This window comes from uncultured Roseibium sp., from assembly GCF_963675095.2.
Classification (GTDB): domain Bacteria; phylum Pseudomonadota; class Alphaproteobacteria; order Rhizobiales; family Stappiaceae; genus Roseibium.
Window position 1 is genome coordinate 88,912 of sequence record NZ_CAXXSJ010000069.1, and the last position, 14,724, is coordinate 103,635.

Consider the following 14,724-nt stretch of genomic DNA (forward strand, 5'->3'; position numbering starts at 1 on the left):
TTTTCTCAGTTAGCCGTGAAGGACTGCCGGTAACCGCTGGCTACCAGATCGCCCATCAGGCTGCAGTCGATACCTTTTGCGGCATCGATCTTGTTATTCATCAAACCAAGCTTGATCCACCAGTCGTTGGTCAGCGTGACCACATCCGACATGGACCCGTTGGCGAGGCCGAACGGAGGTTCGCCGTCCAGGACGCCGCACATACGGGCCGCCTCGTCGAAGTCGAACATGTAGATGCCGCCTTCGAAGCTCTTGCCGTTGGTGCCGATGACGTAACCGACGTCTTCGAGGGGCCACTGCAAGTAGTCTGCAATGAGCGCATTGGTTTCTTCGGTGTGGTCATGCCAGTAACCGAGACCATCCCAACGCGCTTTCAACATCGCCACTGCCGCTTTGCGGTTCTTTGCGATGAAGTTCTTGTTCATGAACAGGGAGTCCATGAAGATACCGGTCTTCAGCATGGCCGGATCGGCGGTGTTGACGACGCTGTGCGCGCCCTTCATCGCTTCCAGAACCTTGCTGATCCAGGGTTCGTACATGTAGGCCGCCGACAGATCGCCGGAGAGCATAGGTCCGACGGCTTCATCGGCGTTCAGGTTCACCCATTCAACCTGATCCGGCTTGATCCCCTGGCTGTCGAGCCACAGGCCCATCAGCAGGTGGCCGATATAGGCCTGCGGTGCGCTGACCTTCTTGCCGGGCAGGTCTTCCGGCTTGACGTCCGGCGCCAGGATGATGTGGTCGACGCCGTAGGACGGGTTCATGAAGGCCACGTTGACCACGTCCGTACCGCTGTCGACGGTCAGCGGAATGTAATCCGCGGTACAGCCATAGACGTCGATCTGACCGGCCGCCAAAGCCGAGTGCCCGCCGAGCGGATCCTCGAAAATGGTGATGTTCATGTCGTAGTCAGGAACGAGGTTCTTTTCCTGCGCGACCTTCAGCATCGCGTAGCCCGGCCAGGACACGCAGATACCGACATTGATGGTTTCCTTCGCCTGGGCCGAAGGAATGGCAGCGGCGCCGGCAATCGCCAGCGCGCCCAGGAGCGATTTGATTCCGTTTTTCATAGTCACGACTCCGAAAGGTTGATCCCTGTTGTTGTTTTGATAATTTTTAGTCACATAAAAGTTTTTTGTGCAATACAATTTTTTAGACATTAAAGCTTTTAAATGCTAGAAATCCGATATGTCATTCAAATGCCGTTGGAATTCAGCCCATGACCAATTTGCGCGAGCGCCAGAAGGAAAGCCGGCGCCGAAAAATCCTCCAGGCCGCGCGCGAACAGCTGGTCGCCAACGGGTTTGAAGCCACCACGATCGAAACGATTGCGGAAGAAGCGGAAGTGTCCGCGGTAACGGTCTATAACTATTACGGAACAAAGACCGGCCTGCTGCTGGCCCTGGTTTCAGAGAGCGACACGCTGCTGCTGGAGCGCATGCAGGAGCTCCTGAAGACACCTTCCGAAACCATCGTCGACACCTTTTCCGCCTTTGCCGAAGTCATCCGGCAACACGCCCTTTCCTTCCTGACAAAGCCAGTCTGGCGTCAGGTCATTGCAGCCAGCATCATCGAAGGCGATTCCCAATTCGGCAGGAGTTATGCCCAACTAGACCGGGAGCTCGCCCGTCAGTTGACGAAGATCCTGGAGAAGCTCAAGGACCGGGGCGGTCTCGGCGCCGATACCAATCTCGATGTGCTTGGCGATTGTCTTTTCCAGCTGCAGAACGCCCGTTTCCTACAGTTCGTTTCGTCGGATGACATGACCAACGAGGCGGTGGACCGGTATTTGCGGGAGGACATGGAGGCTCTTTTGGCAGCGTGTCCGGACTAGGGTGCGGATCCATAACCGCCGCCGCTGACGATCAACTGATCAATTAAATGGCAGAGCCCACAAATGCTCTGCCTTTTTTTTGTGCACCTGATCGAAGGGCCGTTGGGTCGTCACCGACAGGATCTTTCCATGCCAACCGATAACCCATTATTTTTTCGATATATTTCTGGAGCCAAACCGAAATCAGAAGCCGTTTGGCACAGGCCTTGCGAGAGTTGTGGTGTGCAGCGCGCCTAGGGATCCGCTCTCGATTGAGAGACAGGACCGAGAGGTGCAAGCCGGACAGACGCAGGACAACCTGCCCGATAGGTCCGGTGACACGGCGGGACAAAAACCCGGGAGACCACTGCACAGGTTTGCGCGCGCAGACCTTCTCCCGGATGTGCGCGAGAACCTCGTTTAACGGCTGCGCCAACAGCGGCCCAGACAGGAGACGCGTACTGTTATGATCCGAACTTTCGCCAAATCCCTTTGCCTGGCAGCAGCGGTCGCTTTGCCTCTTTCTGCCTCCTCCGCCTTCGCCGAAGTGAAAACCGACTTCAAGGTCGCCTGGTCCATCTACGCTGGGTGGATGCCATGGGGATACCTGCAGGAGTCCGGCATCATGAAGAAATGGGCCGACAAATACGGCATCACTGTCGAAGTGGTGCAGCTCAACGACTATATCGAGTCCATCAACCAGTACACGGCTGGTGAATTCGACGGTTGCGCCATGACCAACATGGACGCGCTCTCCATTCCTGCTGCCGGTGGTGTCGACACCAGCGTTCTGATCGCCGGCGACTATTCCAACGGCAACGACGGCCTGATCCTCAAGGAAGGCGGGGAACTTGCCTCCATCAAGGGCCAGAACGTCAACCTGGTCGAACTGTCCGTCTCCCATTACTTCCTGGCACGCGCACTTGAGTCCGTCGGCCTGTCTGAAAAGGATATCACGGTCGTCAACACCTCGGACGCCGACATGGTCTCCGTTTACGGCACGCCGGAAATCACGGCGGTCGTGACCTGGAACCCGATGCTGTCCGAAATTCTCGCCAACCAGAAGGGCGAGCTTGTTTTCGACAGCTCCAAGATCCCGGGTGAAATCATCGATGCCATGATGATCAACACCGAAACGCTCAAGGACAACCCAGCCCTCGGCAAGGCCCTGGTCGGCGCATGGTTCGAAACCTTGTCCCTGATGGCGTCCGATACGCCGGAAGGCAAGGCCGCCCTGGAATCCATGGCTGCTGCCTCCGGCACAGATCTCGCCGGCTACAAGGCACAGCTCGCAGCCACCGCGCTGTTCTACACCCCGGAAAAGCTGCTTGAGTTCACCACCGATGCCAAGCTGAAGCAGACCATGAAATTCGTTGCCGAGTTCCTCTACGACCACGGCATTCTAGGCGAAGGCGCTCCGAGCCCCGAATTCGTCGGCGTCGCTTTCCCGGACGGTTCCGTCTACGGCGACACCAATAACGTGAAGCTGCGCTTCGACAACAGCTTCGTGGAAATGGCCGCCAAAGGCGCGCTCTGACCAACCTGGACCCCGCTCCCTAGGAGGGCGGGGTCCCCCTCCTCCTTCGGAAATCCCGTTCGAAAGCAGGCCAGCCATGTCGAATAAACTGACCGCCTTTACCGAACTGCCCGCCGTTGACGTTTCCGGGCTCTATGACAGCGATCCGGACGCGCGACAGGCCGTTGCCCGCGAGCTTTACAAGGCCGCATCTGAGGTCGGCTTTCTCTATGTGACGGGGCATCCGGTGAACCGCGACCTGCGCGACCGGCTAATCGCCCAGACCAAACGCTTCTTCGACCTGCCTTACGAAGAGAAGATGAAGATCTACATCGGCAGGTCGACCAGCCACCGGGGCTATGTTCCCGAAGGCGAGGAAGTCATGGTCGGGGGAAAAAAAGACCGGAAGGAAGCGCTCGATCTCGGGTACGAGCTTTCTGAAGATCATCCGCTGATCAAGGCCGGCACGCCGATGGTCGGGCCGAACCAGTGGCCGGACCTGCCGGGCTTTCGCGAAGACGTCTATGCCTATTACAAGGCCATCTTCGACCTCGGCAAACACCTGATCCGAGGCTTTGCTCTTGCGCTTGGCCTGGACGAAACCTTCTTCGACGGTCTCATCACCGCGCCGCCTAGCCAGTTGCGGCTGATCCATTACCCGTTCGATGCCGAGGCCAGCGACGTGCAGGGTATCGGTGCGCATACCGATTATGAATTTTTCACGCTGCTGCTGCCGACCGCCCCCGGTCTGGAAGTCATGAACGGTGCGGGCGAATGGATCGACGTGCCGCTGCTTCCAGACGCCTATGTGGTCAATATCGGCGACATGCTGGAGATCCTGAGCAACGGCACCTTCGTCGCGACCTCCCACCGGGTCCGCAAGGTCAAGGAAGAACGCTACTCCTTCCCGCTGTTCTTCTCGTGCGATTATCACACGCGGATAGCCCCCCTTCCGGAGCTGGTCCCTGCTGACGGAACCTCGAAATACGAGCCGCTGATCGCGGGTGATCACCTCTACGCCCAGACCGCGCAGAGCTTCACCTACCTGATAGAAAAGCTGGCGCGGAAGGAGATTACCCTGCCGGACAACGCCAAGGACCTGTCGTCCTTCGGTCAGTTTGCCCGTCACGCGGATAAGCAGGACGCCTGACGGTATGAAGCTCATCAACCGTAAACCGTCCCGGCGCCTGACCCTGTTCCTGGGTCTGCTGCCGTTCGCCGCCCTGCTCGTTACCTATCTGATCGCAAGCGACATGCGGCTTGCCGTCAACCCGTCGGACAAGCTGCTGCCGTCTTTCGAGACCATGGCCAACACCATGAGCCGGATGGCGTTCGAACCGGACAAGCGCAACGGCGACTACCTGTTGTGGACGGACACGGCCGCAAGCCTCTACCGCCTGTTCGCCGGGCTCGCCATTTCCGCGGTCATTGCAATTGTCATCGGTCTTGCCATGGGTGTGCTGCCGGTGGCCCGCGCCTTCTTCGCCCAGTTCACAGCGGCGTTTTCCCTGATCCCGCCGATCACCGTGCTGCCGATCCTGTTTATCACCCTCGGCCTTGGCGAGGCAGCCAAGATCGGGTTGATCATTGTCGGGACGACCCCGGCGATGATCCGCACCCTTGCCCAATCCGCGCTCGACATTCCGCGCGAACTGGTGATCAAGGCGGAGACCCTTGGCGCGTCGAGCTGGCAGATCACGACACGGCTCTACCTGCCCCACATCCTGCCAAATCTCCTTGTCGCTCTGCGGCTCGGTCTTGTTCCTGCCTGGATCTTCCTGATCTCGGCGGAAGCGATCGCCTCAACGGAAGGGCTCGGCTACCGGATCTTTCTTGTGCGCAGGTACATGGCCATGGATCTGATCCTGCCCTACGTCGCCTGGATCACGCTGCTTGCCTTTATCCTCGACCGTTTGCTTTTGATCCTGTCCAAGCGGGCGTTCTCCTGGAACCACCTGGAAGGAGACAGCCTGTGAGCCCACAGCCCAAGCTCTCCGTCCGAGATCTCTTCAAGGAATACGACGGCGCTCCGATCCTCGAACGGGTGAACATCGATGTTCCCGAGGGTGCGTTCTGCACCATCGTCGGAGCCTCCGGCTGCGGCAAGTCAACCTTTTTGCGCATGCTCCTGTCCCAGGAACAGCCGAGCCGGGGCGAGATCCTGCTCGACGGTGCGCCGCTGCCGGAGGAGCCAACACCGGACCGCGGCATCGTCTTCCAGCGCTATTCGGTCTTTCCGCATCTGACGGTGTGGCAGAACCTGATCCTGGCGAAGGAATTCGAACAGGCCCCACTGACCGGACGCTTGTTCGGCACTGCGCGCAAGAAGGCGCGCGACGACATCGGCGAGCTGCTGGAGCGCATCGGCCTGACGCTGGCCACCGACCGTTATCCGGCGCAGCTTTCCGGCGGCATGCAGCAGCGCCTTGCCATTGCCCAGGCCCTGGTGAAACGGCCGAAGATCCTGCTGCTCGACGAGCCCTTCGGCGCGCTCGACCCCGGCATTCGCAACGACATGCACGAGCTTCTTCTGGGGCTCTGGCGCGAACTCTCCATGACCGTCTTCATGGTGACCCACGATATCAACGAGGCCTTCAAGCTCGGCACCCGTCTGCTGGTGTTCGACAAGGTTCGCCACGACCCGCAGGCCCCCCACGCCTACGGGGCGACCATCACTTACGACCTTCCGGTCGACAAGACCGACCGGCAGAAAAAAGAACTGGCCGAAACGCTTCTGCACGACCAGCTCGATTCCGCATGAGAAAAGGAAAACCTTCATGACGATCTTCGACAACCACGGACCCTCGACCCGGAACCGCGCAGCGGGCCGGCTGGATCGGACCAAGCCGAGCCGCCAGCACCATCCCGACTTCGACAAGCTTTCCCTCCGCGGCTGGAAGGCTGCGGAGAAGGAAGGCACCCTGCCCTCCGCCGCCTGGGAAAAGGAAAAGGCCTGGGCCCTTCGCATGGGCCTGACCGGCTCTGATTGCCTCACGGACAAGTCGATCCCGACCTTCGCCCGCGGAGAACTGCCGCACTATGCCGGCATCAACACCTTCCTCAAGGCTCCTTACATCGAAGACGTTACCCAGGTCGGTGCCTATGACGCGGCCGTCATCGGCATTCCGTTCGACGGCGGCACCACCTACCGCCCGGGCACCCGCTTCGGCCCGCAGGGCGTGCGCAAGATCTCCGCGCTTTATACGCCCTACAACTACGAAATGGGCGTCGATCTGCGCGAGCAGATGACACTTTGCGATGTCGGCGACGTGTTCACGATCCCGGCCAACATCGAAAAGACCTTCGACCAGATCACCCGGGCCGTCAGCCACGTGGTCTCGTCCGGCGCCCTGCCGATCATGATCGGCGGCGACCATTCCATCGGCTTCCCGTGCGTGCGCGGCATTGCCCAGTGCACGTCCAAGCGCATCGGTATCGTTCACTTCGACCGCCACATCGACATCCAGGAAAAGGATCTCGACGAACGCATGCACACCACGCCGTGGTTCCATGCGACCGACTTGGCGAACGTGCCTGCCGTCAACCTTGTTCAGGTCGGCATCGGCGGCTGGCAGGTGCCGCGCGAAGGCGTGGAAATCGCCCGCAAGCGCAACACCAACATCTTCACCATGCGCGACGTGGAAGAACTTGGTCTTGCCGAAACCGCCGCCCGCGCCCTGGAACTGGCCTGGAAGGATGCGGACGCGGTCTACATCTCCTTCGACATCGACAGCGTCGACTGCGGCTTCGTGCCGGGCACCGGCTGGCCGGAGCCGGGCGGCTTCCTGCCGCGCGAAGCGCTGGAACTGGTGTCGCTCGTGGCCGCCGAAGGCATCTGCGGTCTTGAGGTCGTGGAAGTCTCGCCGCCCTACGACACCTCCGACATCACCGCACTGCTCGCCACCCGCGTGATCGTCGACGTGCTCGGCACGCTGGTGTCCCACGGCAAGATGGGCTCGCACAAATCCATCATCGACAAGCCGGTTTCGATCCCGGCCGGTCCGGACGTGGAGTAAGCCCCATGGGACACGGTCATCACCACCATCACCACGGGCATTCCCATGATCATTCACACGGGCATAACCACCATCATCATGATCACAGCCATGGCCATAGTCACGGGATGGGGCACAATCACGCCCATGGCGAGGCCGATCACCTGCATTCGCATGTGCACGGTACCTCGAGCCGGGAAAGGGTCGAGGAAGTCAAGGTTCTGGCGACGAGCTTCGTCGACGGCTTCCGGGCAGCGGAAGACAAGACCAGCTACCTGAGGCTCGCCGGCATACCGTTCCAGCGGCCGGGCAAGGACGGACTGACCATGAGCCTGGTCGACGCGGCCATTGCCTCCAACTGGCAGATCGGCACCGCCTCACCGGCCTTTGCCTCGCGGGAACTGGTCTACATGCCGTTCCCCGGCAACATGGTCTCCCACCGCGAGAGCATGACCTTCACCTATGTCTCACTCACCGAACGGGCCGACATCGATCTTGTCGACCTGCTGTCGGAGCGCATCGAAAACGGAGAAACAAACCAATGAAACGCATCCTCACTGGCCTGCTTGCCGCTTCTGCAGGCCTGACCGCCGCCGCGCCTGCCTTCGCCCACTCCGGCGACCACGCGCACATTCACTTGGGCGAAGCAGCCAGCCATATCCTGAACTCGCCGTTCCATGTGGCCGGTATCGCAGTCGGCGCACTGATCGTTGCCTCTGTCGTGTGGAAAGTTGCCGCCAAGCGTTAAGCCCCGAACTGTCCAAACATGGGGGGCGTCCCTAGGGCGCCCCTTGCTGCCTTAATTTAAATCCCCAACAATATCCTTCGGACCGGTCCCTCTCCTCGGGGTTGCGCCTTGTCAACGCAGTGTTGCCTTACCAACGATATAGAACCGATTGTATCGTTGTGTGTTGACCCAGCCAGCCAAAGACCGCTTCCGTGACCGACCGTCCTGCCCTACCTGTGAACGCCCATTCCCTGTCCGGTGCGGATATCCTGGAATGCCTGCACGTTTCGGCATCCGAAGGCTTTACAGACCACGACGTCAAGGAAAGCCGGGCGCGTTTTGGCGGAAACACCATTGAAACGCGTAAAAAGGTGCGGCCGCTCCTTGTCCTGCTGCATCAGGTCAAGAGCCCGGTCGTCTATCTGCTTGGCGCGGCCGCAGTCCTCGCACTCTATTTCGGCGAGTGGACCCAGGGGGCCGCAATCCTCGTTGTCCTGGCTCTGAATTCCGCGATCGGTTTCGGAACGGAAATCAAGGCAGCACGATCCATAGAAGCCTTGCGGACGCTCGGTACCCGGTCTGCGCGGGTTCGGCGAAACGGCAAGGTTGTCATTGTTCCCGCGGATGACCTCGTCGTCGGCGACATCGTTCTCCTTGAAGGCGGCGACGGGGTTTCCGCCGATATCCGCCTGATCGAAGCCTCGAATGTCGGCGCCGATGAATCGGCCCTGACCGGTGAATCCGTCGCCGTCGACAAATCACAAGAGCCGGTGGCAGCCGACACACCTGTCGCCGATCGCACCTCCATGCTGTTCAAGGGCACTTTCGTCACCCGGGGCAGCGGAACTGGAATTGTCGTCGCAGTCGGATCGGGAACTCAACTCGGCCGCATCTCGCAGCTCGCCGAAGAAGCTCAGCCGGAAGACTCCCCGCTTGAGAAAGGTCTGGCGAAGTTGTCCGGGCAGCTGGTCTGGGCGACACTCATCTTGACCGCCCTCATTGCCGGGACAGGCATTTTGAAGGGCGAAGACATGCGTCTGATGGTCGACAGCGCCATTGCCCTTGCTGTTGCCGCTATTCCGGAAGGACTTCCGGTGGTTGCCACGCTGACGCTTGCCCGCGGCATGTGGCGGATGGCGCGCCAGAATGCGCTGATCGAACGCCTGCCGGCCGTCGAGGTCCTCGGGGCGACAACCGTGATCCTGACGGACAAGACCGGAACGCTCACGGAAAACCGGATGGCGGTCCGCCATCTTTGGGTGCCGGACGAAGAGATGGAACTCACTCCGGCCGAGGACGACGGAATACCCGACACGCCGAAGCAGGATCTTGAAAGTCAGCCGCAATTTCGGCAGTTGGTGGAGGTGGCTGTTCTTTGCAACAACGCTGCTCTCGGAGAGAACGAAACCGACCACAGCGGCGACCCGATGGAACAGGCCCTGCTGCGCCTCGGAGATCGGACGGGGCTGGCCCAGAGTACCTTGCTGGCATTGTATCCGCGCGTAAGCGAAACTGCCTTCGATGCCTCCACCAAAATGATGGCAACCGTTCATGCGGGCGAGGACCGTTTTTTCTATGCCGTGAAGGGTGCTCCGGAAATGGTGCTGCGCCGGTCTGCCTTCATTGCCACCGCCGACGGCGTGTCCGCGATGGACGATGTCAGACGAACGGAATGGACAGACCGCATCGAAACACTCGGCCTCCAAGGCCTGCGTGTCCTGGCTTGTGCCGCCAAGACCGCAGAGACGGCCGAGGATGATCCCTATAGCGGGCTTACCTTCCTCGGGCTGATCGGCCTCGAAGATCCGGCGCGGGTTGATGTCCCCGACGCCATTCGCGGTTGCCGGGAGGCCGGGATGCGGGTCGTCATGGTGACCGGTGACCACGCGGTGACAGCGCGCAGCATCGCCCGCGACGTCGGCCTGGGAAGCGAAGCCTCCCGCATGGTCGACGGGCCGGAGTTGTCGGGCACGGATCCTTCCAAAACAGGCAAGCTGCTGGAAACGGATATCTTCTCCCGGGTCGACCCATCTGAAAAGCTCGCTCTGGTTCGAGCCTTTCAGAATTCGGGAGAAATCGTGGCCATGACGGGCGACGGGGTCAATGATGCCCCTGCCCTGCGCCAGGCGGATATCGGCATTGCCATGGGACAGCGGGGAACGGATGTCGCCCGGCAGGCGGCGGCCATGGTCCTGCTGGACGACGCGTTCCCGACGATCGTAAAGGCGGTTCGCGAAGGCCGGATCATTTTCGGCAACATACGCCGTTTCGCCGCCTATCTGCTGTCCTGCAACCTGAGCGAAGTCATGGTCGTCGGCATTGCCGTCCTGTCCGGCCTGCCTCTGCCGATCCTGTCGTTGCAGATCCTCTATCTCAATCTCGTCACGGATGTCTTTCCCGCCTTTGCACTGGCGCTCGGCGAAGGGGAAAAGGACATCATGAAACAGCCGCCACGACCACCGAAAGAACCGATCCTTGGACGGATCCAATGGTCGGCAATTATCGCCCAGAGCCTCGTGCTGACGGCCGGAACATTCGGGGCGTTGTTTGCCGCTGAACTGTGGCTCACACTCGACCCGGGTGAGCTGGTGACGATCACCTTCCTGACCCTTGCCTTTTCCCAGCTCTGGCATGTGTTCAACATGCGGCACAGACGGTCAGGGCTGTTGCGCAATGAAGTGACGCGAAACGTCTGGGTTTGGGGTGCCATCGTCCTGTGCACCCTGTTGCTTGCCGTTCCGGCCTACATCCCTGTGGTCGCAGACATATTGCAGATCGTCCCGCCCGATCGCGATATGTGGTTGATCATCCTCGGCATGAGTATTGCGCCGCTCGTGGTCAATCAGATTGGCGCGATATTGATCGCCCGTTTCCGCCGTTAACTCCTACCCAGGCTTCAGTCAGCCGGCGTCGGCAACCAGACCAACCGCTTCGATGGCGGCAATGGCGCAGGTCTCGTCGTTGTCCGAGCTATCGCCGGTGATGCCGACCGCGCCGATGATCCTTCCGTCCGGATTGCGGGCCAGGACGCCACCTGGAACCGGCACGAGCGACCCGTCTGAGAGCGCGTTCATGGACTGGATGAAATAGGGCTGCTCCTGTGCCCGCTTGAACAGCGCACGCGAACCGAGACCCATGGAGATCGCGCCACGGGCCTTGCCCTGTGCGATTTCCGGACGCAGCGTGCTGGTGCCGTCCTGGCGGGACAATGCCTTCAGATGACCACCCGCATCCAGAACTGCGACTGTCAACGGCTTCAACCCCATCTCCGCGGCCTTGGCGAAGGCGGTGGTCATGATTTCATGCGCCATGTCCTGGCTGATTTCGCTGGTCATCGATCTTTCGTCCCGTTTGTTGCCGTGATGCCCGAGTCAATTTGCGGCAATCGCCGCGCCGTCTTTCAGCATCCGGTCGATTTCGCTCGTGCTGTAGCCCGCCTCGGCGAGGACTTCGCGCGTATGCTGACCCAGCAAGGGTGCAGGCCGGCGGACACCGCCCGGTGTGTCGGAAAATTTCACCGGCACCCCGATCGTCTTGACCGCGCCGGCAACCGGATGATCCGTCTCAACGATCATCTCCCGTGCCAGTGCCTGCGGGTCCTGATGCATGTCTGAAATCGACAGGACCGGACCAGCCGGAAAACCGCCCTGCTGCAGGAGGTCAAGCCATTCGGCGCTCGGCTTCAGCCGAAAGATATTATTCAATTCGGCTTCCAGCTCGTCCAGATGCGCCATCCGGTCGGCATTTGTGATGAACTGCGGATCCTCCGCCAGATGCTCCGCGTCGATCAGTTTCAACAAACGCAGCCAGTTGGTCTGGTTGGCCGCGCCGATGTTGATCCAGCCATCCGCGGTCTGGAACGCCTGATAGGGCGCGTTCAAGGGATGGGCGGAGCCCATGGGCCCGGGAGAGACATTTGTCGCGAACGCGATCGCCGACTGCCAGTAGGTATGGGTAATACCGGCTTCGAACAGGGAGGTGTCCACCTGCTGGCCTTTGCCGGTCTTCAGGCGGCGGACATAGGCCGCAAGGCAGCCCATCGCGCCAAGAATGCCTGCGGTGATATCGGTCACCGGCGCCCCGACCTTGACCGGCGGCCGGCCATGCCCCTCGCCAGTGATGGCCATGAGGCCGGACATGCCTTGCGCAATGAGGTCAAAGCCGCCGCGATCCGCATAAGGTCCGGTGCGGCCGAAGCCGGAAATGCCGCAGTAGATCAGACCTGGATTGAGCTCCTTCAGCGTCTCGTAGCCGAGGCCGAGTTTGTTCATCGTGTCTTTTCGGTAATTCTCCACCAGGATGTCGGCGTCCTTGATGAGCCGGAGCAGCGCTTCGCGGCCCTTCTCGCTCTTGAGGTTCAGGACGATGTCGCGCTTGTTGCGGTTCATCATCATGAAGGCGGCGGATTCGCCCTCAATGGACGGCGGAACGCTGCGGCGGGTGTCGTCGCCCGTTTCCTTTTCCACCTTGATCACTTCGGCGCCCATGTCGGCCAGCATCAACCCGCAGACAGGGCCCGCCATGATGTGCGCGAGCTCGATCACCTTGCAACCGTCGAGCGGCCCCTTGATGTCATCGGCCATCTCAGCGCCCCTTCCAATCCGGACGGCGCTTGCCGAGAAAGGCTTCCAGGCCTTCGCGGAAGTCCTCGCTCATGTAGCACATCTCGATCAGGTCCCTGTCTTCCAGGACCGATTGCTGAGCTTCCTTCAGCCGGCGCAAGGCTTCTTTGGTTGCGCGCAGGGTCAGCGGCGCAAAGGTCGCCATCTGATCCGCCAGTTCCTCCGCCCGCGCCATCAGTGCCTCCTGGGTGCCCAGCACTTCCGACACCAGCCCGAGAGCCGAGGCCTCGTCCGCACCGATCAGCCGAGCGGTGAAAATCAATTCTCGGGTACGTCCGGCTCCAACCAGTGACACCAGCCGCATCAGGTTGGAGGTGGACAGACAATTTCCGAGAGTGCGAGCGATCGGGAACCCGAATTTCAGGTCTTTGGACGTCAGACGCAGATCGCAGGCAGCAGCAATTCCCGCACCTCCGCCGGTACAGGCGCCGTGGATGGCGGCGATGGTCGGTACCGGACAACGCTCGACGGCAGTCATGACGGCGTCGATCTTCTCTTCGTAAGAGAGCGCGTCCGACGGCGTCTTGAATGCGCGGAACTGGGAGATATCGGTTCCAGCCGCGAAAGCCTTGTCCCCGGCACCGGTGACGATGATCGCCTTGACCGACCTATCCGAGGGGACGGTGCTGCACACCTCGGCAAGGCGTTCATACATGTCGAAGGTCAAGGCGTTGCGAGCCTGGGGGCGGTTCAGGGTGATCCGCCCGATCCCGTCTCTCACCTCGTAGATGAGTTCTTCCGATGATGTCGTCATGGGTTCTCGGCCTGCCTTAGCGATAGAAATAGTCGACCAGGAACATCGGTATCGCCGGAATGTAGGTGCACATCAACAAGACGGTCAGCAGAACCGCGACGAAGTAGATGTTGACCTTCGACACTTCCCAGATGTTCGCCCGGGCAATCGAGCACGAGGTGATCAGCACGCTCGCAACCGGCGGCGTCTGCTGGCCGATGGCAAGATTGAGGGTCACCACGAGGCCGAAGTGAACCGGATCGATCCCGACCTGCTGGATCAGCGGAATGACGATCGGCACGACCAGGATAATGGCTGCGGCCGAGTGCAGGAAAAAGCCGATGACCAGGAAGAACAGGTTCAGGATCAAAAGGATCGCGTATTTGTTGCTGGTGAAGGCCAGGATTTCGGCCGCGATCTGCTGCGGGATCTGGGCGCGGGTCAGGAAGCCGCCCATCAGGACGGAAGCGGCGACCAGCAGCATCACAACCGCGGTCTGCATGCCGCCGTCAAGCATGGCCGCCTTCAGGCGGCGCAAATTGACCTCGTTGTAATAGATCCCGATCACGATCGACGCCAGCACCGCGAGGCCGGCTGCCTCCGTCGCCGTGACGAACCCGCCGAAAATACCGCCCAGAATGATGACCGGCAGCGCGAAGGTCGGCAGGGCATCGAGGAAGGTCGCTTTCAGCGTGGCCACATTGAAAGCATCCTCGACGGGGAAATCATATTTGCGGGCGAAGAAATAGGCGACGCCCATCAGGCCGGCCGCTCCGATCAGGCCCGGTACGAAGCCGGCGACGAAGAGCTGTTCCACCGACGTATTGGCCGAAACCGCATAGAGGATCATAGGGATCGACGGGGGAATAATGATGGCAAGAGAGGCGGAAGACGAAGTTACGGCCGCCGCGAACGGAGCGCCGTAGCCCCGCTTCTTCATCGCCGGGATCAGGATCGAACCGATGGCCGCGACATCGGCAACAGCACTTCCCGAGATTTCAGCAAAGAACAGCGATACGCCGATGGTGACCATGGACAGGCCACCGCGAACGAAGCCGATGAGGGCTGCGACGAAGGCGATCAGCCGGCGCGATATTCCGGACGCATTCATGATGGCACCGGCAAGCACGAACATCGGGATCGCGATCAGTGAGAATTTCGTTGAGCCGTCATACATGTCGAGCGCCATGGTGACGATACTGTCGGTTCCTTCGGTGACCACGAGCCCGAGCAGTGCCGACACGCCAAGCGCAACGGCGATCGGCACATTCAGGCAGATCAATGCGACCAGCGTGATAAACATCCAGAAAATCAGCAT

At 60.6% G+C, this 14,724-nt stretch carries 14 protein-coding genes; 9 read left to right on the forward strand and 5 right to left on the reverse strand.

The window, feature by feature from the left end; all coding sequences use genetic code 11:
* Positions 1-5: 5 nt before the first annotated feature.
* Positions 6-1,070 carry an ABC transporter substrate-binding protein gene (locus tag ABIN98_RS26840; protein WP_346914970.1) on the reverse strand — a complete coding sequence of 355 codons (1,065 nt, stop codon included), beginning with the start codon at positions 1,068-1,070 and terminating at the stop codon, positions 6-8.
* A gap of 149 nt (positions 1,071-1,219) precedes the next feature.
* Between ABIN98_RS26840 and ABIN98_RS26845 the strand changes: the two genes are divergently transcribed.
* From ABIN98_RS26845 to ABIN98_RS26885, 9 genes are all read left to right on the forward strand, one after another.
* The gene (locus ABIN98_RS26845; RefSeq protein ID WP_346914972.1) at positions 1,220-1,834 is read left to right on the forward strand and encodes a TetR/AcrR family transcriptional regulator; all 615 of its coding nucleotides are present in this window, start codon (positions 1,220-1,222) and stop codon (positions 1,832-1,834) included.
* A 445-nt stretch (positions 1,835-2,279) separates the two neighbouring features.
* A complete protein-coding gene (locus ABIN98_RS26850) occupies positions 2,280-3,350 on the forward strand; it encodes a putative urea ABC transporter substrate-binding protein (RefSeq protein ID WP_346914974.1) in 1,071 nt (356 codons plus the stop codon).
* Positions 3,351-3,426: 76 nt separating this feature from the next.
* A complete protein-coding gene (locus tag ABIN98_RS26855) occupies positions 3,427-4,479 on the forward strand; it encodes a 2-oxoglutarate and iron-dependent oxygenase domain-containing protein (RefSeq protein WP_346914976.1) in 1,053 nt (350 codons plus the stop codon).
* A gap of 4 nt (positions 4,480-4,483) precedes the next feature.
* Positions 4,484-5,305, forward strand: a complete 822-nt coding sequence (locus ABIN98_RS26860) for an ABC transporter permease (protein ID WP_346914978.1) — start codon at positions 4,484-4,486, stop codon at positions 5,303-5,305.
* On the forward strand, positions 5,302-6,090 hold the full coding sequence (locus ABIN98_RS26865; protein ID WP_346914980.1) for an ABC transporter ATP-binding protein: 789 nt from the start codon (positions 5,302-5,304) through the stop codon (positions 6,088-6,090). Before ABIN98_RS26860 ends, ABIN98_RS26865 begins: the two co-directional genes overlap by 4 nt.
* A gap of 16 nt (positions 6,091-6,106) precedes the next feature.
* Positions 6,107-7,345: an agmatinase family protein gene (locus ABIN98_RS26870; RefSeq protein ID WP_346914982.1), complete on the forward strand. Its 1,239-nt coding sequence runs from the start codon at positions 6,107-6,109 to the stop codon at positions 7,343-7,345.
* Positions 7,346-7,350: 5 nt separating this feature from the next.
* A complete protein-coding gene (locus ABIN98_RS26875) occupies positions 7,351-7,869 on the forward strand; it encodes a hypothetical protein (RefSeq protein WP_346914984.1) in 519 nt (172 codons plus the stop codon).
* The gene (locus ABIN98_RS26880) at positions 7,866-8,072 is read left to right on the forward strand and encodes a hypothetical protein (protein WP_346914986.1); all 207 of its coding nucleotides are present in this window, start codon (positions 7,866-7,868) and stop codon (positions 8,070-8,072) included. The genes ABIN98_RS26875 and ABIN98_RS26880 overlap by 4 nt, the downstream gene beginning before the upstream one ends.
* A gap of 191 nt (positions 8,073-8,263) precedes the next feature.
* Complete coding sequence (locus ABIN98_RS26885; protein ID WP_346914988.1) at positions 8,264-10,933, forward strand: cation-transporting P-type ATPase; 2,670 nt, start codon at positions 8,264-8,266, stop codon at positions 10,931-10,933.
* An 18-nt stretch (positions 10,934-10,951) separates the two neighbouring features.
* On the opposite strand, the gene ABIN98_RS26890 is transcribed toward ABIN98_RS26885, so the two are convergent.
* From ABIN98_RS26890 to ABIN98_RS26905, 4 genes are read right to left on the reverse strand one after another with little or no spacing between them, the layout of a single operon-like run.
* The gene (locus tag ABIN98_RS26890; protein ID WP_346914990.1) at positions 10,952-11,386 is read right to left on the reverse strand and encodes a heme-binding protein; all 435 of its coding nucleotides are present in this window, start codon (positions 11,384-11,386) and stop codon (positions 10,952-10,954) included.
* A gap of 36 nt (positions 11,387-11,422) precedes the next feature.
* On the reverse strand, positions 11,423-12,634 hold the full coding sequence (locus ABIN98_RS26895) for a CoA transferase (RefSeq protein WP_346914992.1): 1,212 nt from the start codon (positions 12,632-12,634) through the stop codon (positions 11,423-11,425).
* 1 nt (position 12,635) lies between these two features.
* Positions 12,636-13,427, reverse strand: coding sequence for an enoyl-CoA hydratase/isomerase family protein (locus tag ABIN98_RS26900; protein WP_346914994.1), 792 nt, complete (start codon positions 13,425-13,427; stop codon positions 12,636-12,638).
* 16 nt (positions 13,428-13,443) lie between these two features.
* Positions 13,444-14,724, reverse strand: coding sequence for a TRAP transporter large permease (locus tag ABIN98_RS26905; protein WP_346914996.1), 1,281 nt, complete (start codon positions 14,722-14,724; stop codon positions 13,444-13,446).

Excerpts from the sequence above, each read along its gene's own strand:
- ABIN98_RS26840 (WP_346914970.1), bottom strand. The coding sequence starts at position 1,070 with ATGAAAAACGGAATCAAATCGCTCCTGGGCGCGCTGGCGATTGCCGGC.
- ABIN98_RS26845 (WP_346914972.1), top strand. The coding sequence starts at position 1,220 with ATGACCAATTTGCGCGAGCGCCAGAAGGAAAGCCGGCGCCGAAAAATC.
- ABIN98_RS26850 (WP_346914974.1), top strand. The coding sequence starts at position 2,280 with ATGATCCGAACTTTCGCCAAATCCCTTTGCCTGGCAGCAGCGGTCGCT.
- ABIN98_RS26855 (WP_346914976.1), top strand. The coding sequence starts at position 3,427 with ATGTCGAATAAACTGACCGCCTTTACCGAACTGCCCGCCGTTGACGTT.
- ABIN98_RS26860 (WP_346914978.1), top strand. The coding sequence starts at position 4,484 with ATGAAGCTCATCAACCGTAAACCGTCCCGGCGCCTGACCCTGTTCCTG.
- ABIN98_RS26870 (WP_346914982.1), top strand. The coding sequence starts at position 6,107 with ATGACGATCTTCGACAACCACGGACCCTCGACCCGGAACCGCGCAGCG.
- ABIN98_RS26875 (WP_346914984.1), top strand. The coding sequence starts at position 7,351 with ATGGGACACGGTCATCACCACCATCACCACGGGCATTCCCATGATCAT.
- ABIN98_RS26880 (WP_346914986.1), top strand. The coding sequence starts at position 7,866 with ATGAAACGCATCCTCACTGGCCTGCTTGCCGCTTCTGCAGGCCTGACC.
- ABIN98_RS26890 (WP_346914990.1), bottom strand. The coding sequence starts at position 11,386 with ATGACCAGCGAAATCAGCCAGGACATGGCGCATGAAATCATGACCACC.
- ABIN98_RS26895 (WP_346914992.1), bottom strand. The coding sequence starts at position 12,634 with ATGGCCGATGACATCAAGGGGCCGCTCGACGGTTGCAAGGTGATCGAG.
- ABIN98_RS26900 (WP_346914994.1), bottom strand. The coding sequence starts at position 13,427 with ATGACGACATCATCGGAAGAACTCATCTACGAGGTGAGAGACGGGATC.
- ABIN98_RS26905 (WP_346914996.1), bottom strand. The coding sequence starts at position 14,724 with ATGCTGATTTTCTGGATGTTTATCACGCTGGTCGCATTGATCTGCCTG.